General features: G+C 56.9%; 20 protein-coding genes and 1 pseudogene. 4 read left to right on the top strand and 17 right to left on the bottom strand.

What is annotated here, in order from left to right:
• Positions 1–7 precede the first annotated feature (7 nt).
• The gene (locus HMI59_RS01040; RefSeq protein WP_031217301.1) at positions 8–745 is read left to right on the top strand and encodes a fumarylacetoacetate hydrolase family protein; all 738 of its coding nucleotides are present in this window, start codon (positions 8–10) and stop codon (positions 743–745) included.
• A gap of 199 nt (positions 746–944) precedes the next feature.
• On the opposite strand, the gene HMI59_RS26055 is transcribed toward HMI59_RS01040, so the two are convergent.
• From HMI59_RS26055 to HMI59_RS01010, 6 genes are all read right to left on the bottom strand, one after another.
• A complete protein-coding gene (locus HMI59_RS26055; RefSeq protein ID WP_016359429.1) occupies positions 945–1,445 on the bottom strand; it encodes a multidrug efflux SMR transporter in 501 nt (166 codons plus the stop codon).
• A 50-nt stretch (positions 1,446–1,495) separates the two neighbouring features.
• A complete protein-coding gene (locus HMI59_RS01030; protein ID WP_016359430.1) occupies positions 1,496–1,846 on the bottom strand; it encodes a multidrug efflux SMR transporter in 351 nt (116 codons plus the stop codon).
• 27 nt (positions 1,847–1,873) lie between these two features.
• Positions 1,874–2,800 (bottom strand): bifunctional methylenetetrahydrofolate dehydrogenase/methenyltetrahydrofolate cyclohydrolase, encoded by a 927-nt coding sequence (locus tag HMI59_RS01025; protein ID WP_193592527.1) that lies wholly within the window; start codon positions 2,798–2,800, stop codon positions 1,874–1,876.
• Positions 2,801–2,896: 96 nt separating this feature from the next.
• Positions 2,897–5,371 carry an FAD-dependent oxidoreductase gene (locus tag HMI59_RS01020; protein WP_016359432.1) on the bottom strand — a complete coding sequence of 825 codons (2,475 nt, stop codon included), beginning with the start codon at positions 5,369–5,371 and terminating at the stop codon, positions 2,897–2,899.
• 55 nt (positions 5,372–5,426) lie between these two features.
• Positions 5,427–6,290, bottom strand: a complete 864-nt coding sequence (gene purU, locus HMI59_RS01015; RefSeq protein WP_016359433.1) for a formyltetrahydrofolate deformylase — start codon at positions 6,288–6,290, stop codon at positions 5,427–5,429.
• Between the two features lie 821 nt (positions 6,291–7,111).
• Positions 7,112–8,557: an APC family permease gene (locus HMI59_RS01010; protein ID WP_225740119.1), complete on the bottom strand. Its 1,446-nt coding sequence runs from the start codon at positions 8,555–8,557 to the stop codon at positions 7,112–7,114.
• 481 nt (positions 8,558–9,038) lie between these two features.
• Here HMI59_RS01010 and pmfR point away from each other — a divergent pair, with 481 nt between their 5' ends.
• The 3 genes and pseudogenes from pmfR to HMI59_RS00995 form a co-directional block, all read left to right on the top strand.
• Positions 9,039–10,451 carry a transcciptional activator PmfR gene (gene pmfR / locus HMI59_RS01005; RefSeq protein WP_020372852.1) on the top strand — a complete coding sequence of 471 codons (1,413 nt, stop codon included), beginning with the start codon at positions 9,039–9,041 and terminating at the stop codon, positions 10,449–10,451.
• Positions 10,452–11,694: 1,243 nt separating this feature from the next.
• Entirely contained in the window at positions 11,695–12,381 is a 687-nt protein-coding gene (locus HMI59_RS01000; protein WP_193592526.1) for a hypothetical protein, read from the top strand.
• Between the two features lie 167 nt (positions 12,382–12,548).
• Positions 12,549–12,752: pseudogene (locus HMI59_RS00995) on the top strand (DUF4193 domain-containing protein); the annotation flags it as partial.
• Between the two features lie 807 nt (positions 12,753–13,559).
• Here HMI59_RS00995 and nboR read toward each other — a convergent pair.
• The 11 genes from nboR to kdhC form a co-directional block, all read right to left on the bottom strand.
• Positions 13,560–14,174: a nicotine blue oxidoreductase gene (nboR, locus tag HMI59_RS00990; protein WP_017200526.1), complete on the bottom strand. Its 615-nt coding sequence runs from the start codon at positions 14,172–14,174 to the stop codon at positions 13,560–13,562.
• Complete coding sequence (locus HMI59_RS00985) at positions 14,167–14,520, bottom strand: hypothetical protein (RefSeq protein ID WP_016359442.1); 354 nt, start codon at positions 14,518–14,520, stop codon at positions 14,167–14,169. Before HMI59_RS00985 ends, nboR begins: the two co-directional genes overlap by 8 nt.
• A 27-nt stretch (positions 14,521–14,547) precedes the next feature.
• Complete coding sequence (locus tag HMI59_RS00980) at positions 14,548–15,681, bottom strand: XdhC family protein (RefSeq protein ID WP_193592525.1); 1,134 nt, start codon at positions 15,679–15,681, stop codon at positions 14,548–14,550.
• Positions 15,674–16,765: a VWA domain-containing protein gene (locus tag HMI59_RS00975; RefSeq protein WP_193592524.1), complete on the bottom strand. Its 1,092-nt coding sequence runs from the start codon at positions 16,763–16,765 to the stop codon at positions 15,674–15,676. The genes HMI59_RS00980 and HMI59_RS00975 overlap by 8 nt, the downstream gene beginning before the upstream one ends.
• A 17-nt stretch (positions 16,766–16,782) precedes the next feature.
• Positions 16,783–17,676 (bottom strand): MoxR family ATPase, encoded by an 894-nt coding sequence (locus HMI59_RS00970; protein ID WP_016359445.1) that lies wholly within the window; start codon positions 17,674–17,676, stop codon positions 16,783–16,785.
• A gap of 202 nt (positions 17,677–17,878) precedes the next feature.
• The gene (locus HMI59_RS00965; protein ID WP_021474599.1) at positions 17,879–18,754 is read right to left on the bottom strand and encodes a carbon-nitrogen family hydrolase; all 876 of its coding nucleotides are present in this window, start codon (positions 18,752–18,754) and stop codon (positions 17,879–17,881) included.
• A 5-nt stretch (positions 18,755–18,759) separates the two neighbouring features.
• Positions 18,760–19,467, bottom strand: a complete 708-nt coding sequence (locus HMI59_RS00960; RefSeq protein ID WP_016359447.1) for an SRPBCC family protein — start codon at positions 19,465–19,467, stop codon at positions 18,760–18,762.
• A gap of 15 nt (positions 19,468–19,482) precedes the next feature.
• Positions 19,483–20,676 (bottom strand): 2,6-dihydroxypyridine 3-monooxygenase, encoded by a 1,194-nt coding sequence (dhpH, locus tag HMI59_RS00955; RefSeq protein ID WP_016359448.1) that lies wholly within the window; start codon positions 20,674–20,676, stop codon positions 19,483–19,485.
• A complete protein-coding gene (locus HMI59_RS00950; RefSeq protein ID WP_193592523.1) occupies positions 20,673–21,605 on the bottom strand; it encodes a cyclase family protein in 933 nt (310 codons plus the stop codon). The genes dhpH and HMI59_RS00950 overlap by 4 nt, the downstream gene beginning before the upstream one ends.
• Positions 21,605–21,910, bottom strand: a complete 306-nt coding sequence (locus HMI59_RS00945; RefSeq protein WP_017200523.1) for a Dabb family protein — start codon at positions 21,908–21,910, stop codon at positions 21,605–21,607. The genes HMI59_RS00950 and HMI59_RS00945 overlap by 1 nt, the downstream gene beginning before the upstream one ends.
• Before the next feature lie 97 nt (positions 21,911–22,007).
• A complete protein-coding gene (gene kdhC, locus HMI59_RS00940; protein ID WP_017200522.1) occupies positions 22,008–24,392 on the bottom strand; it encodes a 6-hydroxypseudooxynicotine dehydrogenase complex subunit gamma in 2,385 nt (794 codons plus the stop codon).
• Between the last annotated feature and the right edge of the window lie 140 nt (positions 24,393–24,532).

Here is a 24,532-nt window from a genome sequence, read left to right as displayed (position 1 = left end):
GTGAATAATGCGACTTGCTAGGATACAAACGAGCGCAGGCCCACGGCATGCAGTATTTCGGAACGGTGAGTGGCACCATCTGGAAGACCCCTTTGCCGAAGTCATATCCTTCACTGGGCAAGTCACACCGGCGGATGGTGCGAAGCTACTCGCCCCGGTACGTCCGTCCGTCCTCATAGGAATGAGCCATAACCGCCCTACCAATAAGCATCCGCTTCCCGTACAGGCATGGCACAAATCCGTACATACCCTGGCCAACCCGGGTGATCAGATAAAGACGGCTCGGGACGCTGGGGCAGTCCACGTGGAGGGCGAGTTGGCAGTTGTTATTCGTAAACGCGCTGCCGGTCTCACCACGGAAGAGGCGATGGACCATGTGCTGGGGTACACGATCGCGAATGATGTCACGAACGCCGACCAAGGACTTATCGACGAAAAACTCTTCCAAGCCAAAGCCGGTATCAATTACACACCTCTTGGACCTTGGATTGAGACCGACATTAGGGATCCTGAAAAGGTCAACATCACCGTGCGAGTGAACGGCGAGGTTAGGGCCAATTCCGGGACATTCAATCTACCCACGAGCGTCGTGGACTGCCTGGTGTATGTCACTCGCTGGACGACTCTGAAGCCTGGTGACATCGTGATGACGGGGGCGCCGGGTACCTTCGCAGCTGTTAACCCCGGAGACTGCGTACAAATCAGTCTCGAGGGAATTGGTACGTTGACCAGCACAGTCGTCTAAATACTGCAAATAAAGGACCCCTTCCGAGAGGGGTCAGGCACAATCCTTCGCAAGTCCATGATCTGACCCTTGGCGCCGTTCTTCAAGCGGCCCGGATAGTCCGATGTGCTTCGTCACCTAGCCCGACTTCCTTGAGTTCGCCGAGCGCCGGCTCTCCCGAGCTATGAGAAGACGCGGAACATCGGCTGTACCCAACCTCTTAGACGTCTTTGCGTCGTGCCGAGTGTTGGCGCGTGGTGGCAAGGTTCAATATAACGATGCCCCCGATCACTGCAGTAATGGCTGTTATCCTTCCCAAAGTGACTGCCTCTCCGTGGATAATCGCGCCAGCAAAGGCAACGGCTACTGTGCCTAGACCAGACCACGTAGCATAAGCGACGCTTAGTGGTACTGCCCTAAGCGCGCGGGTTAGCAGAAAGAAGGAAAAGGCGTATAGTGCCATGGCCGCGGTTGTCTGTGCCGGGAGTTGAAAGCCTTCGGAAAAGTCGAGAATTACTGTGCCAGTCACCTCGGTGGTTATGGCACTTCCAAGATACAACCAAGCATGAAGGCGATGTCTATGAAGTAACGGCGCACGTTTCTGCCCCCTGTTACCTTTGTCAGCCGCCACGCTTCCTGCCTCTCCTGTGATGATCTGCCGAATCGCTGTGCAAAAGTTCAAGACCGTCCTGACTGGAGTTCGTCGTGCATAGCTACTCATGCCCCCGATTATCAGCCTTCATGGTCTGAACTCGGGAGGCAGAGTTTGAGTCATTGACCGGCTTGGAGGTTGAGGGTGACCACGCCCGTGACCACAAGAGCCAGTCCGATGGCATGTTTCCAGCTGAAGCGTTCATTTCTGAACAGGACGCCAATAACTGCTACAGACGCAGTTCCCAGGCCGGCCCAAAGTGCGTAAGCAATTCCGATGTCGGTGAACTTGAGGATCTGAGCCAAGAGGGCGAAGGCAACCGTGTATAGGCAGGCGACTGCCACAGTCGGCTTGAGTTTCCTGAATCCGTTTGTTTGAGGGAGCAGACTGGTAGCTGCTACTTCCGCAGCGATCGCCAGTAAAAGAAGGGGCCAGATGGTTAATGCCCTCCTTCCATACCTGGTCTGCAAACGAAGGGTGGTCCTGGCGGGGCGTTTCTACGCATAAGAAAGATCCCGTTCGGCCGCCTCAACGACGTTTACAAGAAGCATCGCCCGGGTCATAGGACCAACACCGCCGGGGTTGGGTGAGATCCAGGCGGCGACCTGCATAGTGTCGGCATCGACGTCTCCTTGGAGGGCGGCTTTGCCGGTGCTGGCGTCAAGGATCCGTGACACTCCTACGTCTAAGACTATTGACCCCGGCTTCAGGTGTTTACCTTGCACGATCCCCGGTACACCGGCAGCGGCCACGACAACATCTGCGCGCTTTAGCAGCTTGGGGAGATCAGCCGAACCGGTATGCGCTGAAGTGACGGTTGCGTTGATAGCGCGCCGTGTAAGCAGTAGCCCCAGGGGCCGGCCCACTGTCACTCCTCGACCGATGACAAGCACTTCCAAACCGTTGAGAGCGATCCCGTGTCGGGATAAGAGCTCCACGATGGCGTTTGGAGTGCAGGGTAGAGGAGAGGTGAGGTCGCCGCTAACGTTGAGTGCAAGCTTTCCAAGGTTGATCGGATGTAGTCCGTCTGCATCCTTTTGAGGGGAAATTTTTTCCAAGACAGCATTTTGGTCGATATGTGGGGGCAGTGGTAGCTGAACTATGTAGCCTGTGGTTCTGGCATCTTTATTCAGCTCATCAAGAACGCTCTCTAATTCCCTCTGAGAGATTGTCGACGGTAAGTCCCGACGAATGGATTCAATCCCCACTTCCGCACAGTCTCTATGCTTCCCCGCTACATAGGAATGGCTTGCAGGATCATCACCAACGAGGATCGTTCCCAAGCCAACCGTCTTGCCATGGTCCTTCAATGCTGCAATTCGACCCGCGAGTTCGGTTTTCACGGCACGAGCGGTTGCCCTGCCGTCCAGGATGTTGCCGACGTTCTCCAACGAGTTCGGTTCGTGCATGACGTTCTTGGCCATAGGCCTTCCTTTGTAGTGGTCCCGTGAGGCTTTCATCTGTCCAGAGGCCGAACCATGCGATATCTGGGCCAAGGGGGGTCGAGGGGGATGTCGCTCCTAACCGCGGAGCCGTTCGCCCTTTGGATCGTAGAACGGCCGCCGGGAGACCTTCGCGGGGTAAAGCCGTCCCTTGCACTGGACCTCGAAGTCACCGGAGAGATCTGCATCAGGTTCAAGAGCGGCAATTCCGACTGCGCGTCCCAGCGTGTGGCCATAGCTGCCGCTCGTCATGCGTCCGACTGGAAGGCCGTTACAGTATACGGTCTCGTCATGTACGAACACCGGATCGGGGTCTTCCAGTGCTACATACACCGTTCGATGATCGGGCGCTGTGGGGTCGAGCTTGAGGAGGGCGTCTTTGCCTAGGAAGCCTCCCGGTTTGTCCATCGAGATAGTGAAACGAAGGCCTGCCGAATAGGGATCGTCAATGGGCCCGATGTCGTGACCCAGGTGCCTGAATCCCTTCTCGCTGCGCAGTGAATCCAAGGCGTGGTATCCGGCCAATTTGAGTCCAAGATCCTGCCCTGCTTCCCACAGCGCGTCCAGGACGTTGACTGCCATGTCGGCACTTGGGTACAACTCGTAGCCCAATTCGCCTACGAAGCTCACGCGCAAACTGTACGCATAGCCGTCTGCAATTTCTACCATGCGTCCGTGGGTGTATCTCTGTGCTTCGTCGGACCAGTCTTCCGGCGAAATCCTGCTAAGAAGTTCTCGGCTTTTCGGTCCCATGACTCCGATTGTGGCCAGAGCCGCCGTGCAGTCAAATACCGCGGCCGCTTTACCCCGAGCGATTCGTTTGAGGTATGCTGCCGTCTTTTGCTGGGTAAATGACGGGGTAACGACCAAGAACCGGTCAAGGCCAAGACGAGTGATGGTTCCGTCTAGTTCGATCCCCGCTCGGTCATTTAAGAAGAGGGTATAGACCGCTTTATCGGTCTCGACGTCGATGTCTGCTGTTGCGGCCATCTGACACACCTCAAGAGCATCAGGACCAGCAACTTCGAATTTTGCAAAAGGACTCAGATCGAAAAGGACCACGCCCTCACGCGCCGCTTTATGTTCTTCGGCGACACGGTCGAACCAGTTCGGGCGTCCATAGCTGTAGTCGTAGGTGGGAGAGGTTCCCGGGGCCCCGTACCAGTTTGCCCGCTCCCCACCGTTAACTTCACCAAAGCAGGCCCCGAGCTCAGCGAGGCGCGCGTGAAGGGGCGTTCGACGGACGTTGCGGCCAGTTTCCATCTGCAAGTTCGGCCAGTGCATTGCATAAAGTCGACCGAGGCCCTCCTTAGTTCGGGCCTTGAGATAGTTTCGGTTGTTTTGGTGTCCCGAAAAGCGCTGCACGTCCACCGCGGATGAGTCAAAACCGGGCGTACCTGAAATGACCCACTCCGCCAGCTCCTTACCTATGCCGGGAGCAAAGATAATCCCCTGAGAATTGAAGCCTGCTGCCACGAAGAGATTGGAAAGTTCGGAGGTTTCACCCACGGCAAAGTTGGCGTCTGGGGTGAAGCTTTCGGGAGCGTTCAGGAATCGGTCGAATCCCGCCGAAGCAAGTGCCGGCACTACCCCTTCGGCCTTCGCTCTGATCGGAGCGAAGTGTTCCCACTCCGGTCCGAACTCGGCGAAGCCGTTGGAGGGAATCTCCTCAACGGGGCGTGGAAGCCCGTCAGGCTCGAATGCGCCAACCAAGAGCCTCCCGGCCTCGTGACGGATGTAGTAGCTGTTGTCTAGATCCCTATATACGGGCAGCTCAGGGACAGCCCCGTCAATTTCTGCAGATCGGACGTGGATGTGTTCGGCGGCGTACAAGGGGACCTTCACCCCGGCGGTGGCCGCGAGATCACGAGTCCACAAACCGCACGCCAAAATCACCCGATCGCAGTGCACGATTCCTTGATCCGTGAGTACGCCGACGACGAGATCGCCCTGACGAAGTACCTTGTGTACGGCAACGTTTTCGCGTATTTGGGTCCCAAGGCTATGGGCGAGTTTAGCGAGAGCCACTGTTGCGTGACCCGGGTTGATGTGACCATCGTCAGGCAGCAGGAGCGCTCCGGCAACCCCTGAGTAGGTTGCGAGAGGCCACAATTCCTTGTATCGGTCCTCAGTTAGCCATTCAGTTCTTACGCCCTGCTGGTCGGCCACGTCCTTTGCATAAAGAAGCTCGTCAACGCGACCGGCGGTTCGCGCAACACTGAGGGACCCGCAACGCTGAAATGAGACGTCCAGCCCGGACATCTGCTCGAGCCGGCTATAAAAGTCCAAGCCGTACTTGGCCAGCTTTGTCATAGTCGTGGTCCCGCGCGCTCCAGTGACCAAGCCTGCGGCGTGCCAAGAGGTGCCGCTGCCCAGGACGTTGCTCTCCAAAAGTAGGGTGTCGTTCTCACCCGCAGCTGAAAGGTGGTAGGCAATGCTGGCACCGATAATGCCGCCACCGACCACGACTGTACGGACGTGGGTCGGCAACGGGTCATGGGAAGTAGCTGTAAACATGCTGGCGCTTATGTCGCGGTCGACAAGCCTGTCCATCAGGGTCTCATTTCTACTCAGGTCGATGTACGACTCTGGGCAAGGGTAGTTGTGCTTAGTTGAAGACGACGGTGCGGTGGCCGTTCAGCAGGATCCGCTGTTCCGCGTGCCATTGAACGGCACGGGACAGTGCAAGTCGCTCAGCATCCTGCCCTGCCACTGCGAGTTGAGCTGGACTGTAGTCATGTCCAACTCGAAGAACTTCCTGTTCGATGATTGGTCCTTCGTCCAGTTCGGCGGTGACGTAGTGTGCTGTCGCCCCAACGAGTTTCACCCCGCGGTCAAATGCTTGGTGGTAGGGTTTGGCGCCCTTAAACCCTGGAAGGAATGAGTGGTGGATATTGATGGCCTTGCCAGCAAGTTCGCGGCAAAGATTGTCGCTAAGGACCTGCATATACCGGGCTAGAACGGTCAGTTCCACTTCATGTTCTGCAAGGAGAGCCAGCAGATGTTCCTCTGCTTCCTGCTTGGTTTCCGGCGTTACCGGAATGTGAAAGAAGGGGATTCCATGGGCATCTGCAACTGGCTGAAGAGTCGCATGGTTCGAGGCGATGAATGGAAAATCCACTTTGAGTTGTCCTGAGCGCCAACGGAAGAGCAGGTCGTTGAGGCAATGCTCGGCTTTGGAAACCAGCAGTGCAACCTTGGGTCGATCAGAGGCGTCGACCAAGGTCCACTCCATCTCGTATGTGGAGGCCACCGCTAGAAACGCGCTTTTCAGATCGCCAATGGATACAGTTGCTGGGCAGGAGATGTGCACGCGCATGAAGAATCTGCGTTCCGCGGCATCGTCGAACTGCTGACTGGCAAGAATATTGCAGCCATGGGATACCAAGAAGCCTGAGACAGCGTGAACGATTCCAATCCTGTCTCTGCAGCTGAGTGAAAGAATTACTTGGCGGAATTGGGCGTTTTCCATGGGGCTCCTAGGGGGGAGGTTCGTACGTGGGGTGCCCTTGCGAGGAGGGACGGTTCGGGCAGTGCCTATAGATAGGCCTACGCCTGCCAGCTGCACCTGCATCGTGTGTTGACCATACGCGCCAGAACGGGCCCCTTCCATGCGGTGTTTGTCTGAAAAGACCATGGTTTTGGTACTAAGGTCTAAACTGCGACTTTGATACGTCACAGTGGTGGGGCGGCTTGCGTTGCAGCCTGCCGAGCGGAGCGTGGCCTGGGCTGGGGACGCAAAACCTTCGAGCGAGTCGTTTTGCCACTGCCCCTCACCTTCGCGCCAGCGCCGGAAGAAATGCATGAAGCCAGCGACCGGAGGTGGCATCGCTGGCAGCTATACCCAGGTGATCAGCTCGGCAAAAAGGAGGCCTGGCCTCAAGCTCATGGACCGCCTACATCGTGCTGGTCTTAGACCCTCAACCGCTGTCACATGGCTTGCTCAATCAGTACCTGTCGACGTGCTGCTGCTTCCCGGGCCCAAACTCAGCGGGTACCACCCACCTTCAACGGCCCGTTGGATTCAGCCCCGGTGAAGTTCCCAATTTCACAATGGGTCCTTGTTGGATGTTCCCCGCATCTGTTCGGACAGATGCGGGGAACGAAGCATGGCTCCCTTCAGCTCACTGTCCTCGTGGGTCTCTTTTAGAAGGTTCATTGTGGTAGCAGGAGGCTCCCGGCCGGGGTTGGACGGGAGCCTCCTAATTGCGCGCTATTTGGGAGCGGGCGCTACTCGCCGGTGCAGTTTATGCAACCTGCGCCTTGACTCCTAGGGAGATCATGCAATGCGCCCTAGGCGGAAATCGAGGTCCTCCTTTTGCTGCGGACAGATGCCACAAAGCCGACGAGGAACACCGCGACTGTTCCGATCATTACATAGGGTAATGCGCTCAGGGGCCCCGGCGCTGGGTACAAGATTCCGTTTACATAGAGCCACAGAACAGTTGCCGACGCCAGAGCAGCGCCTATGTTTACCAGAACCGATTTCCGCGGACTGAGGCGATTTAGCAACACCGCACCGCCGATGCAGATGAGGAAGTATGGAATTACCCAGAAGTAGACCAACAGGGTGGCAATGTATCCGTAAATTTCCAGGGGGGTGGATGATGTCAGCCAGAGCATTACAGGGGGGCCAACGAGCGAGGGAACTCCAAGGAAGGCAATGGCTGCCAGCGGACTCTTGTAACGCTTGCTGACTTTGGTTAAGGCAGAAGGCAGGAGGCCGTCAGAAGCCGCGCTGACAACGACTCGCGACCCGTAGTTGAAGAATCCAATCAGGCTGGCAAAGACGGCAGCAGCCAGAACCAGGTCGCTGATGTTCGATAGAAAACCTACCCCTGCTGCTTCAGCAAGCACCGCATTCGGTGAGACACCAAGGGCAAGCTGGTCAGCAGAATCGACAAGAGTCGGCACCTGGATAACTGTGGCAGCAAGGAAGGCCATACCGAGGACGACGGGGATCACCATGATTGCCCGAGGAATCGCGCGGGTAGGGTTTCTGGTTTCTGCGCCAAGGGCCGCGCTGCTTTCGAAACCGATGAAGAACGTCGAGCCTATTGCTAGACCTTGCAGGAAACTGTTGAAGGTGAAGTCGCTGAGACTAAGCTGGCTCGCCAGGTCAACATTTCCGCCGAATGCCGTTGCCACGGTAATGACCAACATAACGGGCACAGAAACGACCGTGAGGATGACGCTGGAACGGACTGATACGTCCAATCCTCGATAGGCGATCCCCATAGCTACCAGCGCCGCTAAGACGTAAATTACCAGTTGTATCTCTGGTCCTGCTGCGCTAGAAACGCCCACGGACATGAGGAAACTTCCGACATAGAGACCCAGTGAGACGACTAGGACCATGACTACAACGATGTAACCTGGGACCATCGCCGCCGCGATGACGAGCGGGCTCCACGAGCCAAACACGTGCCGAATATAGGAGTAGAGCGACCCAGTTCCTATAAACCGTCGGGCGAACGCAGTAACGAATAACCCAATGATGGTGAATGCCACAACGGAGGCAGCCATAGCCAGCCACGACGAACGCCCTGTGTAGGCGGCGAGGAAAGCGGGGACTGCTGAAAGACCGACGGCGGGAATAAAAGAAGATATTGAAAGCCCCATCACCTGCGGGCCGGTGAGGTGTCCCAACTGTAGATCTGCATGGGCTATATCTTGAGGAGGTGGTGCTTGGCCACCGTCCGCCGATGTTCCTGTGATATCAGAAGAAGAAGATTGCAAAGGTGTACGCCTTTCAGGTGAGTCGCGGTCACACGACCACGACGCTTAAGCGGCTTCTTCGAACCTGTCGAAGAAGTCGGTTGGGAAGATGCGCCCTTGCACCTACCAGATGGCGACTTGGGTTCGGATTGTGGTTGCGACCAATTCAGTCTTGTATGCTCACCGAGCCAGTTCGCCAGCAATGTTTTCGGCTGTTCAAGCTGTTTAGCCTTCTAACAGCGTTCGATACCAGCGGGAGGGGTTGAGTCGAGCTGGTCTCACAAATGACGGCCACGCTCCGATGCTGTGGGAATACTTGTGTGGCCGGTGTCAGGTCAGTGCACGGTGCCTACAAAGCTCCCTAAGGGTCATGGCTGCCTGCGTGTGACACACCTTACGCATCCGTTCCGTGAGCCAAAACTCGACAAAAGACCAAAGTTTGCGAAATATTCGTGTTGGCGTACTAGAGAGTTACCTCATACACGAGTACTAAGATGCCCGTATGGAACAGCAAGTGCTGACGGTCAGGGACCTCGTTACCGCTCAAAGCCTGGGTATGAAGGTACTTTCTGGCGCCGGCGGCCTTGACCGGCAGGTTCTATGGGCGCACAGCTGCGAGTTGAGTGATCCCGACCGCTGGCTTGGTCCGCACGAGTTACTCATGACAGTGGGCCTGTGTGTTCCGCATAGTGCCGTGGAACAACGGAACTTCATTGTCAAACTCGACGAGGCCGGCCTTTCCGGTGTTGCCTTGGGGGATCACAACAGCCTCCCCCCACTCACTCGGGAACTATACGAAGAAGCAGACAGACGTTCTTTTCCTGTACTTCTCACGAACCAGGCCACTCCCTTCGCAGCAATTGGGAGAACAGTTGCCGCTGCTACCGCAACCACCCAAACCATGCAAGTACTCAAGCTGAGCAAGCTCTATCAGTTGTCCACGTACGCCCGTACTGACCCGTTACGGATGATGAACGACTTACAGGCTCTTCTAAGGGCGGGTCTCAGCGTCTTCGATGTGCAAACCGGCCTAACGATTGTAGAAGGGGCACCGCTAGAATTTATGCCCACGTCCGTCCGGGAACGTACCTATGCGCTCCCGGGGGACAGCGACTCCAGGCTCATGATTTCCGAATATCCCGGCGAAGAGGTGAGCAGCTTCCTGCTAATCCATGTCCTGCAGGTGATAGATGTCGCGTTGAGCCAACTTCTACGGTCACTTCGCCGCCGTTCCGAACGGTCGACTCAAATGCTTGCGTCCATTTTTGAAGGGCGTAGCCCTGATGGGTTGGGGAGCATTCTGGGTCCGAGCGGTACTTCGTCAGGCTATCAATTCGTTGCAGTGGCATTGGAAGATAGCGAAAAGGTAGCCCGGGCCGCGTCCATCAAGTCACTGCCAGTTCTGGCCGGGCCCGGAAGCAGCTCGTTTTTTATCCTGATGCCTGAGCAGAGTCGAAATGACGTCCGGAACTTGCTCCACGGCCTCGACGTCCGGGCCGGGGTATCGTCAACCTACCTCGACTTGCGGGATGCTAAAGCTGCTGCGGATGAAGCCGCAAAGATCTTTTCATCTGGTGGGACGAACGGTCTATGGACGGACTTCACCGGGGTCCCGGTATCGCTACTAACCCGCTCTAGAAAGGAAGCCTCGGCCATAGTCCAACAGGTATTAGGTAGACTCGCGGGTACGGATCCTAAAATAGCTGTTCTGCGTGAAACGCTGTTTGCTTTCCTTGCCAATGACCGTCGCTGGAATGAAACGGCAGCCGCTCTTGGCATCCACCGGCAGACCTTGTCCTATAGACTCACCCGGATCAAAGAGATCACCGGGCGGGATATCGCGTCGTCAGCGGATCTGTCTGCCTTCTGGCTTGCGTTTCAAGCCTGGCCCTCCTTCTCGGACAGATCCGACTGAAGACTTCCGTCATTCACGAGTTCCTCGTTCCAGGCTGTCGTAGTGACGGACATTGTCAAGGGCACCGCTCATACACCCTGCGAAGGGCGTCTTCCAAAGAGCAGGTTCTACTTGCGATCCAAGGAATCAGACAAAAGGGTTTCTTGTTTTTGGCTTTCCCTATCATGACTGCCGCTTCCCGAACGTCTAATGTCGAAGAACAGGGCTTGTTGTTGAGTGCACCTGTGAGCAGCAAAATCGGCTGACGCGACTCGCCCCGGTTCCTGCTCCGGTTATCCCTGCTCTTACATAGGAGCCTTCCGTATCAGCAGTCGAGCTCCCTTTGTCCCTCAACACCCTCGTCCACCAACGCGTGGCCTCGAGGAACAGAAAGGTTACCCCATGATGACAGCCGCCGTTCCGGACGGGCACACTTTAGATCCCCGCTTACGCACCCTCACCCCAGGACAGCACCCGCGTCTTGCCCTTGAACCTGCCGGTTCTGGTTGCGAAGAGCACCCCTGCAGATTCTGCAACTTGCCGGAAACGGATTGAGCAGCCAACGAAAGCAAGTTAGCGGTGCTGCTGTCACGGACAATGGCTTCCCCAGAACCCGCCTCATCCCGTCGGTGTTCTTAGGACTACTTGTGCAAGCGAAATCGAGAAGTGAGGGTGTGCAATTAGGCGGTCTTGTTTTTCGCTGGTCGTCGATGTGTCAAACGTGTCGGCGCCGCCGCACAAAAATCGGTTTTGACCGCGGTGGATGTCGCGGACGCTGCGGACGTTCTTGGCGTCGGAGGTGACGCCCTTCCCACAGTTTTACCGCTCAGATGTTCCCTTCTTCGCCTTACCACCAGTGACGGCAGCCCGCTGCTCCGGCCCACAGCAACAGGTGTACCATCTTGGGCCGTTGGGACGTGGAGAGAAAGCTGGCGAAAGCACCATCGGCCTCTGATGCGAGATGGGGGCATATCGCAGGCCTTCAAGCTGTGTGGAGTCAGTGGGCTGGTTGTTTGTTTGGTTCGGGAAGGTTGATTCCTACGTAGGTTTGCGGTGCTGGTGTGGTGGGTCGGTCTCGGAATCTGTGCGGGTACTGGTCGTAGTAGCGTTGCAGGGTTTGGTCGCGTTCCTTCCGAATGCTTTTCCATGTGCCGTCGTGGACTTGCGCTGAGGAGAACAGGGCGATGCCGGAGTGTTCGTGCTTGGTGTTGTACCAAACCCAATTCCCATTTACAGGCGCCCTCGTGTGGTTCATCGTCGAGGTATGCGAGTGGCCGGAATTCTCCCCTCAGACGCTCCTGACCCGCGGGCCGGATGGGCCGAGCGCCTGAAGCTGATGCCCATTCCGGTGATGGGGCTCGCGCCTCAACCATCGTTGGAGGACACCGACAGCGTTGGTGTGACCTATGGCCAAGATGATCGTGGGTACAACGAGATGACGGCGAGCATCACCTATACGCTCTGGCGAAACCCGGATGACCACTCAGACCCGGTAAACCTCGCGGACCTCAACGAGAAGACACGCAGATCGATCGAGGAAGTTCCGCCATGGCCGCGGCCCCCTTGGCTGATCGAGTACGTGGAGCGCCTGCGTTACCCGCAACTTGAGGAGGCCGTGCGAACCACCTGGCGTCGTGATCCATCCGAGCGTTCTTCGGTTCGAAGCCTGTTGGTTGACCATGTCAACCACATCCTCATGAACCAATATCGGCAAGAGCTCTGGCCGGGCAGCAACCCGTGGGACCAGCACGCCCCCACAGTTACCGGCCGGATGGTCAACAGCCAGGCCAGGACCGTCATCAACGGAGTCGATATGCCCGGTGCAGAGGTCGATACGGACCCGTTCGTCTACGGTATCGGAGCCCAACTGGCAGGCGGCGGCGTGGTGACCGCTGTGCTTCCCCGCACTGAGCTCAAGCACATCCAAGTCCAATTCATGCCCCGGACCTAACGGTTCCATTCCAAACACAGCAACACCAAGCTTGACGTCGCCCCCTAGGGGAACCTCGTCCGTAAGCCGATCCCCAACCGGGTCAGCGATCCAGTCCATTGGCGGGGCCGGGACGAAGGATGCATGGTCGTTGGCGGTAACGGGTGGCCAGTGTCGCCCCGAAAGGGGCCGTCATCGACATCGATGAGACCGATCTCGCCGAGGCTTTCTAACTGCCCGGCGCTGACCTTTCCAACGAAGAACTGCTGGTCCAGGTCATTCCGATCCAGTCTGACGAATTCACGTTTATGTCCTGTTTCCTTGTCCACCACCGCAGCCAGCTCGCCAAGGAAAGGGACGGAAACAAGTATTGCACCGAATGCGAAGGCTGAACCATTTCACCTGCTCGAAGGGCGACGGCTGACCCTGGGAAATATGTGGACAGGGCTGCAGCGCAACAGCAGTCCCAGCGTCTCCTCGACCTCACGAACCCGACGCGCCGGCCCCGGACTAAGCTTCACCACCTGGATGGGAAACAACGCATTCCGCAGCTTCCAAACCTGTCACAGTCAGCCCTTTCTAACGCGGACCACTCGCCATTCGTGCGGGCCATGTTCCCATGCTCTCGTGGAATCAGATTCGGTCGAGGTCACCCTCCTGGATCATCCGCCGCCACTTCCGGAACGTCCACCGTGTCCCGTAGCGCCACACATTGCCCGATATATGGCTGATGTCCACAACCGGCACGCTGCGCGATTGCCATGCACAGTTTCACCAACTGCTCATATCGAGCATCGGAGGCACTGGACTTCCTAGACACATATTAGGTCTACCGATGAAACTCCTAAGTCGCTGAGGTTAACTCCAAGCCGTAGGAAAGGTTCAATTTTGGCCCGTCACCGACAATGGCTTTTATTCACGCAAAGACACCTTCCGCCCTTTGTGTCCGCTGCCTGGCAGAGACCAAGACCGGAAGGCGGCAGGTCGGTCATTCTTCCCAGCCAAGTCCATTGGTCGTCGCGAGAGGGGTGCTTGCATTCGGCACATTCTGTCTGTCCGCTGCCAAATAGTGCCGTACGTAGTCGATCCATCCGGAATAGGAAAGCCATAGTGGAACGTCCTTCTGTTCAGAGAATCAACCTAAACGTGCTTTTGAGACCCACGAGAAATAGGTGGGGTGCAGGCTGCGGGGCATCGTCCTACAGGAGGCGATACATCTGCTCCACGGTGTCTACGTCCTCACCGGTAGATTCATCACTGCAATCGATAAGATCTACGAGCCACGGTTTCTGGCGTAAGAAAACCCTGGCTCCGGCATCACCGGAAACGGTACTGGCCACTGCTGGCCGAAGTCCTGCATCGATGACCATTGGATGACCTCTTCGGAGCACCCGAGGGCTGTCTAACGATGAGTACGCAGCCGAACTGATGCGCCCCGGCCGGTGGGAGACGAGTAGCCGGCCAACAGTGGTGACGCTGAGCCCTGGTTGATCTACCAGAGCCACGAGGATGTGGTTCTTTGTATGTGCAGCAGCATCACCGGCAAGGTAGGAACTTCCCATACCTGAGGACCAGTCATGGTTCACCACTATCCGATAGGGCTCAAGGTTTGCACGGGCGCACACCGCTTGTGCATTCGCTCCAAGAACAATTACTACCTCATGACAGCCGCCGACAAGCATTGTCTCGGCGGCGTCCTCAACGAGGTTTCGTCCGCGGTATGGCAGGAGCGCCTTCGGACCACGCCCAAGACGTTTTCCGGCGCCGGCGGCCAGCAACACTCCCGTCACACACGGCAAATCCGTGTCACCCACCGTGAGGTTCCTGTTCGCAAGATGGAAGGACTGTCAGATCCCATTGCTTGGTGCGATCCCGACGCAGTCGATAGTCAGTACAAAAGATTAGCCTTCTCTCCCCAAGCCCTTCTAGGCGAATCCAGATGATGCCAAGGGAAGGAGCGCTCGTGTCCACGACGCCGGAGTAGGGTAACGTGCCATCTTCACACACCTGGATCTGGTCACCCTGCCCCAACATTTGCAGATCAAATAGCTGGCTTTCGTCGAAGTTGCCGGGTGCGGGATTTTCTACTGACTTTGAAACTGCCATGGTCTTGTTGTCCACCGGGTTTTGCCAACTTCGGCTGTCTTCAGAAGGTTGCATTGCTAGCTCTTTAAAGGTTGGACATTGCTAGGCCGGGTCCGAGTGCACAGCGCCAGTGGAGTCGCGCAGAGGGCGGCCACTCCCCTGCCAACGCTTGGCTATTATTTCGGCCACAACTGACACTGCTGTTTCCTCCGGTGTCCGGCCGCCGAGATCAAGTCCGATGGGACTATGAAGCTCGGCAATTTGCCGCTCTATCACTCCAGCCTCCAGAAGGCGGTTTAGCCGATCTTCATGGGTCTTTCGGGAGCCCATAGCGCCTATGTAGGAGGGCCTGCATGCCCCCTCCAGCCGCAGGGCGATTTCCAAGACAGGGACGTCGAACTTGGGATCATGGGTAAGAACGCAGATGACCGTGCGGTTGTCCACCTTTCCCTGTGTCACTTCCTGCTGAAGGTAAACGTGAGGCCAAGATACGATCACCTCGTCCGCACCAGGAAAGCGCGCGGTGGTCGCAAATACAGGGCGAGCATCGCAGACGGTCACATGAAAGCCCACCATTGACCCAGCCCGCGCGACTGCTGCTGCAAAATCGATGGCACCAAAAATAATCATTCTGGGCTTGGGCTGATAGGAAGAAACAAAGACCTTTGTTCCGGTTTCCATCCGTTCCCCGCTGGGACCGTACGTGAGCACCTTGGATTCACCCGAAGCCAGCAGGCCTCTCGCATCGTCGGCAATCGCATGGTCCAGCATGTTATTGCCGAGGGTCCCGCCAGTATGGGCTGGCCAGACTATTAGCCGCTTACCCAGCATTTCTGGATGGTCATGTTCGACCACGGTAGCAGTGGCAACGGGGTTGCCCTTCTGAACGTCCTGAATGATCGTTCGTAATTCTGGGTAACTTTCTTTGGTGACTCGTTCAACGAAGACGTCGATTGTTCCGCCACAGGTCAGTCCTACGGCTACAGCGTCATCGTCGCTATATCCAAACCGTTGCAGAACAGGAGTACCGTCTTCAATGACCTCCTGCGCAATTTGGTAAACAGCTCCTTCGACGCAACCCCCGGAGACTGAGCCGACGGCCTCCCCCGGGGTGCTTACGGCCATCGCAGCGCCCGCTGGCCGGGGGGCCGATTTAGACGTGCTGACGACTGTGGCGAGGGCGAAGGTTTCTCCGTGCGTCGTCCATTCTGCCAGTGCTTCAATAACGTCACGCATGTGCTATCCGATCTGCTAGGTCCCTAAAAGCTGCCATGGTGTGGCCAGCGACCAGGGCATCAACGTGCGGGAGAACGGCCTTAATGCCGCTCTGTATAGGTTCGTATCCAGACTTTCCGCGGTGGGGGTTGGCCCAGATAACACGATGAGCCAAACCATGGAGGCGGGAAACCTGACGGGCAAGATCCCTGGGATCCCCACGTTCCCATCCGTCACTGGCGATCACCAGCACAGAACCTCTGAGCATTGCGTGTTGTCCCCACAGGGTAATGAAGGCCGCTAGGGCTTCGCCCAGTCGCGTGCCTCCGGACCAATCGGGAACGACGAGTCCAGCGTCCAACAGTGCGACCTCCGGATCCGGGTGCTGCAATGCCGAGGTCACTCTGGTTAGGCGTGTGCCGATAGAAAATACTTCTGTTGTGTCGGACGCGCCAGCTAAAAGGCGGTGACCGAAGCGGAAAAAGCTGTCAGCATAGGCTTCCATAGATCCTGAAACATCTACGATCAAGACGACTCGTCGGGGCTTTTTCGTTCGGAAGCGATATTGCAGGCGCCCTGGTTCGCCGCCTCTCCTCAGATTGTCTCGGACAGTGTGTGCCGGATCGATGCGCTTGTGGCGATGGGTCCGCTTGTAACGCGCCCTTCTCAGCGGTTCTCTAACAGGTAGAGCAGCAAAGGCCTCCGCAAGATAACTCTTTTCCTCCGCTGACATGAGTGCCACATCTCGGTGTTGCAGGGATTCATCTTTGCTAGCCAGTGCAATCTGCTGCTCCAATTCCGGCTGAGGGCTGTCGCCGTCTGTTGCGTCGGGAAGGCTTGCTTCCTGTCTCTCCGAAAGGGGCACAGGAATCGGCGATTCCGATGAAAACCACAGGCGGAACGTCCGGTCGTAGGGCCCGAAGTCAGACCTGCTCCTACATAACGTCGCGCGTCCGGCCCAGAAGACCTCGTCGCGACGCTGAAGATCCAAAACGCTCAGAGCCTCGAGGTAAAGCTGGGCCTGTTCGGCCCCTATGGTCATCCCCTCATCTCTGAGAGCACCTACGAAACCATAAAAAATTTTCAGACCTACTTGTGAAGACATCGCCAGTACCGTTCACGTTAGGTAGGAAAGACGGTTCTTAGGGCGTTCAAGATAAGCTCCTGGTCGTCTTGGTCTTTGCAGAGGGCGCCAATTGTCAGGCTGGCACTGTCGGCGTCGATGTCACTTCCGCCAAGGCGGTTCAAAGCCTGGGCCCAGTCAAGCGCTTCGGCTACCCCAGGGGAGCGTCGCAACCGTCCCTGATTGCGCAAGGACTGGACTACGTCCACCACCTGCTGCGCTAGCTTCTCATCCACGCCGGGCAGCCGTGTCTTGATGATCTCCAACTCACGGGCCGGTTCTGGGTGGTCTATCCAATGAAAGTAGCATCGCCGTTTCAGAGCCTCGTGTAACTCTCGGGTCCGGTTGGAGGTCAGGATCACGATGGGTGGAACTTTGGCGGTGATAGTACCCAACTCGGGTATAGATATTTGGTTTGATGCGAGCACTTCCAGGAGGAACGCTTCAAATTCATCGTCAGCTCGGTCAACCTCGTCGATGAGGAGAACGGCCGGTCCACTTTGCAAGGCCCGAAGAATCGGACGAGGCAGCAGGAAACGTTCGGTATAAAGGGACTGCTCTAGTTCCTCCGCACTCGTTGTCGAATTTGCTGCCTCCAGTGAGCGTAAGTAAAGAATCTGACGTGAGAAATCCCAGTCATAGAGCGCTTGGGTGGACTCGATGCCCTCGTAGCACTGCAGTCGGATCAACGGGATTGCCAGCATCTTAGCTATTGCTTCGGCCAAGGACGTTTTTCCCGTGCCTGGAGCACCTTCAACAAGCAGCGGCTTGTTCATCGCAACAGATAGAAAGACGGTGGTGGATAGACCCTCGTCAGCCAAATAGTTGACAGCCTTGAGCCGCGCAGCCATCTCACCGGGACTTTCCGGTTTGGTCACTTTGTCGTTACTCATTGTCTCGCCTTGCTAGTCGGTTTTCGAGGTGTGGCATTGCGGCTTTTTGCGGTGTCTACTTATGCAGGTGCTGAATACCGCCAGTAGAAGGGCGTCCACCGGCCGTACCAACCGTAAGAACAGCCGATTCCGGGATGCCCCGCCCTACCCGAATCGGCAGGACATCCCGGCCGAGTCTGCTCGGATTAGACCCTTACTATTCCTACAAGTGGCTTGCGATCACGGTCTTGCCCTTAGCAGCCCAGATATCTGCCCGCCGGTCGTTCAGCACCGGGAACGAACTTCGCAGCTCGTTCAGTGAATCGAAATTGAGAGTTGCACGGAGAACGGCTTCCTCTTTGTCTGCCTGAGCGAGGATATCTCCGTTGCCATCCACAATCTGACTGTGACCACCCAGCTCCACCTCCTGGTCAACCCCCGTCATGTTGCATTGCACGACAAAGGATTGGTTTTCGATTGCTCGAGCGCGACCCAGAGTCTGCCAATGCTGAATTCGCGTAAGTGGCCAGCATGCTGGTATCACATTGAGCGCCGTACCTTCTGCTGAGATGTGTCGATATAGTTCGGGGAAGCGAAGATCGTAGCATGTGCTGAGCCCAGTGATGGCAGTGGCTCGTTCTGTCTGCAGCTCCACCACCCTGGGTTCATCTCCCGCTGCTATCAGCTTTGGCTCTCCGTCGGAAAAGCCGAAGCGGTGGATCTTTTTATAGGTCGCCCGGAGGGATCCGGTCGGGTCAAAAAGAACCGATGTATTCCACATGTCAGAAGCAGCGCTGCTTGGTTCCGTGACCATGAAAGAGCCGGCGTGAAACCAGGCCTTCTTGTCCCTGGCCACTTCGGACAGGAAAGTGAACACTTCACTTTCCAGCGAAATGGCGTTCTTTCGCCAGCTGTCGTAGGAGAACCCGCCATGAAGCCAGAGTTCAGGCAGGACGATCAGGTCCGCTTTGCCGACGCCAGAAACCAAGTCCTGGATACGCGAAATCCTGTCCTCGAGCAGCTCTGTTGAGTCAAATTTCACCTGAACAGCTGCTACGTCAAGTTGCCCTCTACTTGGTGCTAGTTCGCGCACTTCCATCAGGTTCAAGACCTTCGGTTGCTTCCTGCGGCAACACCGGCCGAGAAGACCGCAATCAGCGCAGCTACGATGGAAACGATTGCGGGCAGCCACTGTCCAACTGCGGGAACTTCGACCTGAGTGCCAGGGCCCTTTTTGGCGGCCCGCGTGTCTTTTGCCAGCTTGATGAGGTCCAGTACTTCGGATTCTGCCTGAAGAGGTTGCTTTACTTCTCTTCCGAGGGCTGCTTCAGTTTTTGAGAGCTCAGATGCTTCGCTGCTGCTCTCGCTTCCTGAAGTCATCTCTACAGCCAACCGTTGGGCGAATACTCCGAGGATGGCCGTGGCCGCTTCATTGATTACACCTCGCCCGAACTGAGCGATTTTACCTGTCATGTCCAGCTCGGTCTGAACAATGACGGTGGCGCCGTTTGCTTCCGGCTCAAGTCGGGCGGTGATAGTTGCGGACATATTTCCTTGCCCGCGAGCATCCTTCGCACGGGCCTGAATTACCGCGCGGCGGCCCTTTTCATCGACCTCAATGAATCGGGCAACGCCGACATACTCGGCCGTGATGGGCCCAACCTTGATTTTTGCCTTGCCCTCGTACTCGTCACCGTCAACACTGGTGATGGATGCTCCGGGAAGCATGGGGGCGATGCGCTGCAAGTCCAGCAAAACCGGCCACGCCTCGTCCGGGGGTACGGGCACGGTAAAAGTGTTGGTCATCTCCATGATGGTTTTTCCTTATTAAGAATTAGTGACGACGGATGGTTCATCCACTTTAGGGAGCCCAAAAGCAAACGCGGGGTTTCCGGGCTCAAAGCTTCCCCCGTGCTGCAGACGGGACGCCATCTTTTTCACTTTGTTGAGATAAGCGTGTCCCTGCTGCAGCTGTCTGGTTTCCCAACTCTGCAGGGACCCCCGCAGATCATGGTTCTTTGTGAAGACTTCGGCAAGGGTTCGTGCGTCATCACAAGCTTTAGCACCCCCCGCAGCGGCGTGGGGCCTTGGAGTCACCGCCGCGTCTCCGATCAACAGGACACGGCCATGAACCATGCGGTCGACGGTAGCATCTGCAACAACAGTCACGAATGGGGAGGAGGCGTTGAGTACGAGGTCCCTGAAGGGCTTGAAGAGGCTCTCGCCCTTACTGTGGAACTGACGGAGATTGTGGGGATTCAGCGAGTTGTTGTGCACCGATGTCGGGAGCCTGATGCCGCGAACGTCTGTCATAAGTTCGTCGAGGTCCGGTCCTTCAGCGACGTTCCAGTACCACTGAAAATTCAGACGCGGGGACTCGGCGTTTTCCCGTCCTGGAATCGGGTAAGCGATGAGGTGGCCATCGTCCAGAAGTCCATACGTGAACTTGTCGTTAAAGTAGTTCCACACGTCGTCGGCAACTTCGCCCGGCTGAAGCACGCCTCGCCAGGTGACGTAGCCCGCGTATGTGGGCTCAATACCCAGCAGGCGCTTGCGAACTACCGAGGCTCCGCCGTCCGCGCCGATCACCCAGTTCGCTTCGGCCTTTGTGCCATCTGAGAAGCGCATCTGCACTGTTTCGGAATCTTGGCTTAGGCCGACCAGGCATTTACTGGTGTGGTATCGCTCGGGTCCGAACAGCTCGTAGAGCCCCCCGTATATCGAGTCGTAGCTAGTGAAGCGCCAGTCTGCAGGAACGGATCCGACTCTTTCTCCAGTCAGTGCGTCCACATATTCCATGGATGATGACGGCACGCTGATGGAGTCCAGCTCAACGCCTTGCTCCAGCAAGTAATGAACAAGCTCCGGCTGGACGACAATGCCTGTGCCGAAGCCTGAGAGGGGCTGAGGTGATCGCTCATAGACATCGACGTCAACGCCAGCATCTCGAAGCATCAGCGCTGCTGTCAGCCCAGATATCGAACCTCCAACTACCGCGATGCGGTCGGTCGTGGGACTCATGCGTTATTCCTTAGTGCCATGGCGAGCGGGCGCATCGGGGCACCGCTCGCTCCCCGAAGACGGATAGGAGCAGCGATTAGGCAAAATTCCTTTACTCCATCCGCTGCCAGTTCCTCCAGATTCAACAGTTCCACCATGGGCACACCGGCTTCGGCAAGGAAGTGGGTATGCCCGGGAAGCCAGTTGTCCTCATGCTCCGACGGACCTACCTCTACGCACTCCTGGTCAGCACCGATTGCGGAAATGTTTTGGCTGGTGAGCCATCGGGCAGCATCCAGGCTTAGGCCTGGAGGGTTTCCAAGAGTCTTGGTTCCGTCCGGCCAGTAACGCATACGTCCGGTACGGACCAAGGGCACATCCCCCGCCTGCAGTACGAGGCCTGCTTTATCCAGTGCCTCTTCGATGTCTGCAACAGTGATCGCGTAGGAATCAGGGAGGCAGTCAACGTTCTTGAGACCAGCAATATCCAACAATACGCCGCGGGTGATGATTGGCGGGATCGTCTCCGCCCCGCCCTTGGTCCAGGTCCGGCTGCCCAGATTCTCTTCCGGCTTATACCCATTGTAGATCTGTCCGTCGACACCGAAGTGGTTCAACGAGTCAATATGCGTCCCGGTGTGGGTATACATGAAGACGACGTCACCCGAGTAGCACACGTGCCTGTTGACATCCTCGCCGACGCCGTTGAGGTTATCCACCACCGTGCCTTGAGGGGTGTGGCTCATGAAAATTTGGTAGCTAGGGTCACCGGCTCCCTGAAAGCTGGGCATGCCTACGAAGTAGTCAACACTGAGGTCATAGACCCGAGACGGGTCGGCCCGGTGAAGGACGTCGGCGCGTACAGACTCGTCAAGGAGGTTTAGTGCGCCCCGCTCGTCATCGGCGCCCCACGGGCTCATCCCGACCTTTACGTCTGCAGTCTGGCTCATCAGACGGCCTCGACTTCGTAATCAACCACAGCCCTGTCCGCGAACATCGGCATAAGTGTGGCGACTACCTCGAGGTGGAAGGGATCCGTGGAGTACTTGTCCAGATCAGCCCAGCTTGCAAAGTCAGAAATCAGAACTCCGTCCCACGGCGCACCGTTATCCCCGGGGTCGCCAGAGTGAGTGCCAATCTCCCAGCCCTGAATGAAACCTAGGCGCGGGGGAAGAGTGTTGAGAATTTCAACAATTTCCTCCTGGCTGCTGCCTTCAGCTACGCGCCATGCAAATACGTGTCGAACCTTAGTCATCAGTAGACCTCTCATGTGTGTCTTGGATTACCCGCCGGGTTGTGTCTGTTCAGTTTGGTAAGAGCAGCGAAGTTGTCCCACTGGCGGATTGCACAAGTTACCGTTCTGCTTTGTTCAAACCTTGACAGCGGCTGAAGATCTGCTCGGGGGTGACTGGCAAACGGTCAGTATGTACGCCATCGGCGATGGCATCATCGATAGCTGAAGCGATTGCCGCGCCGGCCGCAATGATGCCAATTTCCCCAAGGCCCTTGGCGCCAAAGGGGTTGTCCGGTGACTTGGCATCTTCAGTTACAAAACAGTCGACGTTCGGCATCTCCTGAGCGCTTGGCAACAAGTAGTCCATGAACGACGTCGTAATCGGCTGTCCATCCTCTTCGTAGAGGAACTCCTCGTACAGGGCGCCTCCAATGCCTTGAACCGCCGCACCTATGATCTGGCCCCTCGTGGTCAGGGGGTTGATTACCCTTCCTGCTTCCGTGGAAGTGGAAAAGCGAAGAATCCTATGACCGCCTGTGTCAGGATCTAGTTCGATTTGTACGAGTGTTACCCCGTATGGATAGTTCATGGCGTTGTTCATGTAGACCGCGTCCGCTGCTAGGCCGGGTTCATCATTGTCGGCCCTCGCCGTGAAGGGGTCCCTCGCCGCTGCGATCTCGTACAGCGAGATTTGCTGATCAGTGCCCTTGACCTTAAAACTGCCTGCAGTTAATTCGAGGTCGTCCGGATCAGCTTCCAGCATCTCACTGGCCAAGCGTCTGGCTTTTTCCACAACTGCAAGCGCAGCTTTGCGGGCAGCACCTCCAGCAAGAACAGTTGAACGGCTGGACCAGGAACCCACACCGTCCGGAATAAGCTCTGTATCGCTATGGACGATGTCAATGTTTTCGGGAGCGATCTGTAGCTCTTCGGCGACAATCTGGGCCAGAACCGTTTCGATTCCCTGCCCGACCGAGGAACCTCCGGTTTTGACCGTAACGCGGCCGGCACGGCTGACTTCAACGCCGCCGGTTTCGAAAAGCCCCAGACCTGCCTTATCCATCAGCACGCCGAGGCCTACGCCGACTTTTCGGCCATCCGCCCGTAGTCGTTTGGATTCCTCAAGCCACTCCGAGAAGTTTGCTGCCTCCAGAGCTTCGTTGAAATGCTTAACTACGTCTCCCGAGTCGAAGTGGTAGGGCTCGTGGACGATGTCAAGACCCGGTGTCCAAGGGAGGTCTTCAGCCGTAAGAAGGTTTCGTCGGCGAAATTCCGTCTTGCTGAGACCGATTTCTTCACACGCCAGATCAAAGATCCGCTCTCGAGCGAAAGTGGACTCGTAGCGTCCAGGCGCGCGGTAAGCTCCGACAGGTGTTTTGTTGGTGAAGACGGCGTGCAGAGTAGCATCGTAGGCAGGGACCCGATAGGGGCCGAACACAATGCCGGCAGTAATGTCGCTGACTAGCGGCTCCGCCTGCCTGAAATAGGCACCATGGTTGTGGAAAATTTCGTCCTTCATACCCAGGATTCTGCCCTCAGCATCGAGCGCGAGTTCGAGCTTATGCACCATTTCCCGGGCATGGGACGTGGAAGTCATGTGCTCGACTCGGTCCTCAGTCCATTTGATCGGGACTCCCAACGTACGGGCTGCCCATGCTGCAACAACGTTTTCTGGGAAGACTCCGCCCTTCACGCCAAAACTGCCGCCGATCTCTACGTGTTTCATCCGTACGTTGACCTCGGGAAGATTCAGCATCTTGGCGATGATCCTCCGGTTGTCATGCACATGCACGGTGCCCCAGATGAACAGCGTGTCCCTTGCTGGGTCGGGCTGTACCACTACGGCCCGCGGTTCCATAGGTACACCGGAATGGCGGTTCGTGACGTACTTGTGGCGAATGACGTGCTCTGCTTCGGCGAAGGCGCGATCAATATCGCCGTAGGCCTTTTTGATGCGCGCACCTTCATTGCCGCGCCCCGGAAAGAGCTCGACCTTACCGGTCAATGCTTCTTCCGGATCCAAGAGGACCGGGAGCGGCTCATACTCGATAGAGACAAGCTCAGCTGCGTCTTCGGCAAGATAAGGATCAACAGCAAGTACAGCAACCACCGGCTGCCCCACATATAGCACCTTGTCTACTGCTAGGACGGGGTGACTGAAGTCCTCAATGTTTTCATAAATTTCGTGATATCCCAGCTCTTCCAAGAGAACCGAACCCAGGTGCCGCGTGTGCTCAGACGTGATAACCATTCGTACGCCTGGAGTCTTTTCAGCTTCAGTGGCGTCTATGGACACGATCCGGGCATGAGCCTGTGTTGAACGGACAATGCGCATATGCAATTGCCCGGGCACTCCCAGATCGCCAGCAAATGTTGCTGTTCCAGTGAGTAGCCGGCGGTCCTCCCGCCGCAGAACCTCCTGGCCTATCCATGCCTGTCTGTTGCCCTCGTCCGCGCCGGCTCTACCGTTGTCAGGGATGAGCGCTTTAGCCTTTGCCATCATGCGCTCAGTATGTCATCGGGCCGTCCAGCCTGGATGTTCAGGCATTGACAAAAACGCGGCCTAAGTCTCCGCAGTTAGTAGGCGCCCTCGCGCAGCTTCCATAGCATGATCATTTCGCAGACCCCTTGCGCGGGGTCACG

The organism is Paenarthrobacter sp. YJN-5 (genome assembly GCF_015040095.1).
In the GTDB taxonomy this organism is placed as follows: domain Bacteria; phylum Actinomycetota; class Actinomycetes; order Actinomycetales; family Micrococcaceae; genus Arthrobacter; species Arthrobacter ureafaciens.
Note: the sequence above shows the minus strand (reverse complement) of the source record. Positions and strands in the feature narration are given on the sequence as shown.

Coding starts and splice junctions, on each gene's coding strand:
- kdhC (WP_017200522.1), bottom strand. CDS start 24,392: ATGATGGCAAAGGCTAAAGCGCTCATCCCTGACAACGGTAGAGCCGGC.
- HMI59_RS01040 (WP_031217301.1), top strand. CDS start 8: ATGCGACTTGCTAGGATACAAACGAGCGCAGGCCCACGGCATGCAGTA.
- dhpH (WP_016359448.1), bottom strand. CDS start 20,676: ATGAGTCCCACGACCGACCGCATCGCGGTAGTTGGAGGTTCGATATCT.
- HMI59_RS00970 (WP_016359445.1), bottom strand. CDS start 17,676: ATGAGTAACGACAAAGTGACCAAACCGGAAAGTCCCGGTGAGATGGCT.
- HMI59_RS00985 (WP_016359442.1), bottom strand. CDS start 14,520: ATGCAACCTTCTGAAGACAGCCGAAGTTGGCAAAACCCGGTGGACAAC.
- purU (WP_016359433.1), bottom strand. CDS start 6,290: ATGGAAAACGCCCAATTCCGCCAAGTAATTCTTTCACTCAGCTGCAGA.
- HMI59_RS26055 (WP_016359429.1), bottom strand. CDS start 1,445: ATGAGTAGCTATGCACGACGAACTCCAGTCAGGACGGTCTTGAACTTT.
- HMI59_RS00965 (WP_021474599.1), bottom strand. CDS start 18,754: ATGGAAGTGCGCGAACTAGCACCAAGTAGAGGGCAACTTGACGTAGCA.
- HMI59_RS01025 (WP_193592527.1), bottom strand. CDS start 2,800: ATGGCCAAGAACGTCATGCACGAACCGAACTCGTTGGAGAACGTCGGC.
- HMI59_RS00980 (WP_193592525.1), bottom strand. CDS start 15,681: ATGCGTGACGTTATTGAAGCACTGGCAGAATGGACGACGCACGGAGAA.
- HMI59_RS00960 (WP_016359447.1), bottom strand. CDS start 19,467: ATGGAGATGACCAACACTTTTACCGTGCCCGTACCCCCGGACGAGGCG.
- HMI59_RS00945 (WP_017200523.1), bottom strand. CDS start 21,910: ATGACTAAGGTTCGACACGTATTTGCATGGCGCGTAGCTGAAGGCAGC.
- pmfR (WP_020372852.1), top strand. CDS start 9,039: ATGGAACAGCAAGTGCTGACGGTCAGGGACCTCGTTACCGCTCAAAGC.
- HMI59_RS00950 (WP_193592523.1), bottom strand. CDS start 21,605: ATGAGCCAGACTGCAGACGTAAAGGTCGGGATGAGCCCGTGGGGCGCC.
- HMI59_RS01000 (WP_193592526.1), top strand. CDS start 11,695: ATGCGAGTGGCCGGAATTCTCCCCTCAGACGCTCCTGACCCGCGGGCC.
- HMI59_RS01020 (WP_016359432.1), bottom strand. CDS start 5,371: ATGGACAGGCTTGTCGACCGCGACATAAGCGCCAGCATGTTTACAGCT.
- HMI59_RS00975 (WP_193592524.1), bottom strand. CDS start 16,765: ATGTCTTCACAAGTAGGTCTGAAAATTTTTTATGGTTTCGTAGGTGCT.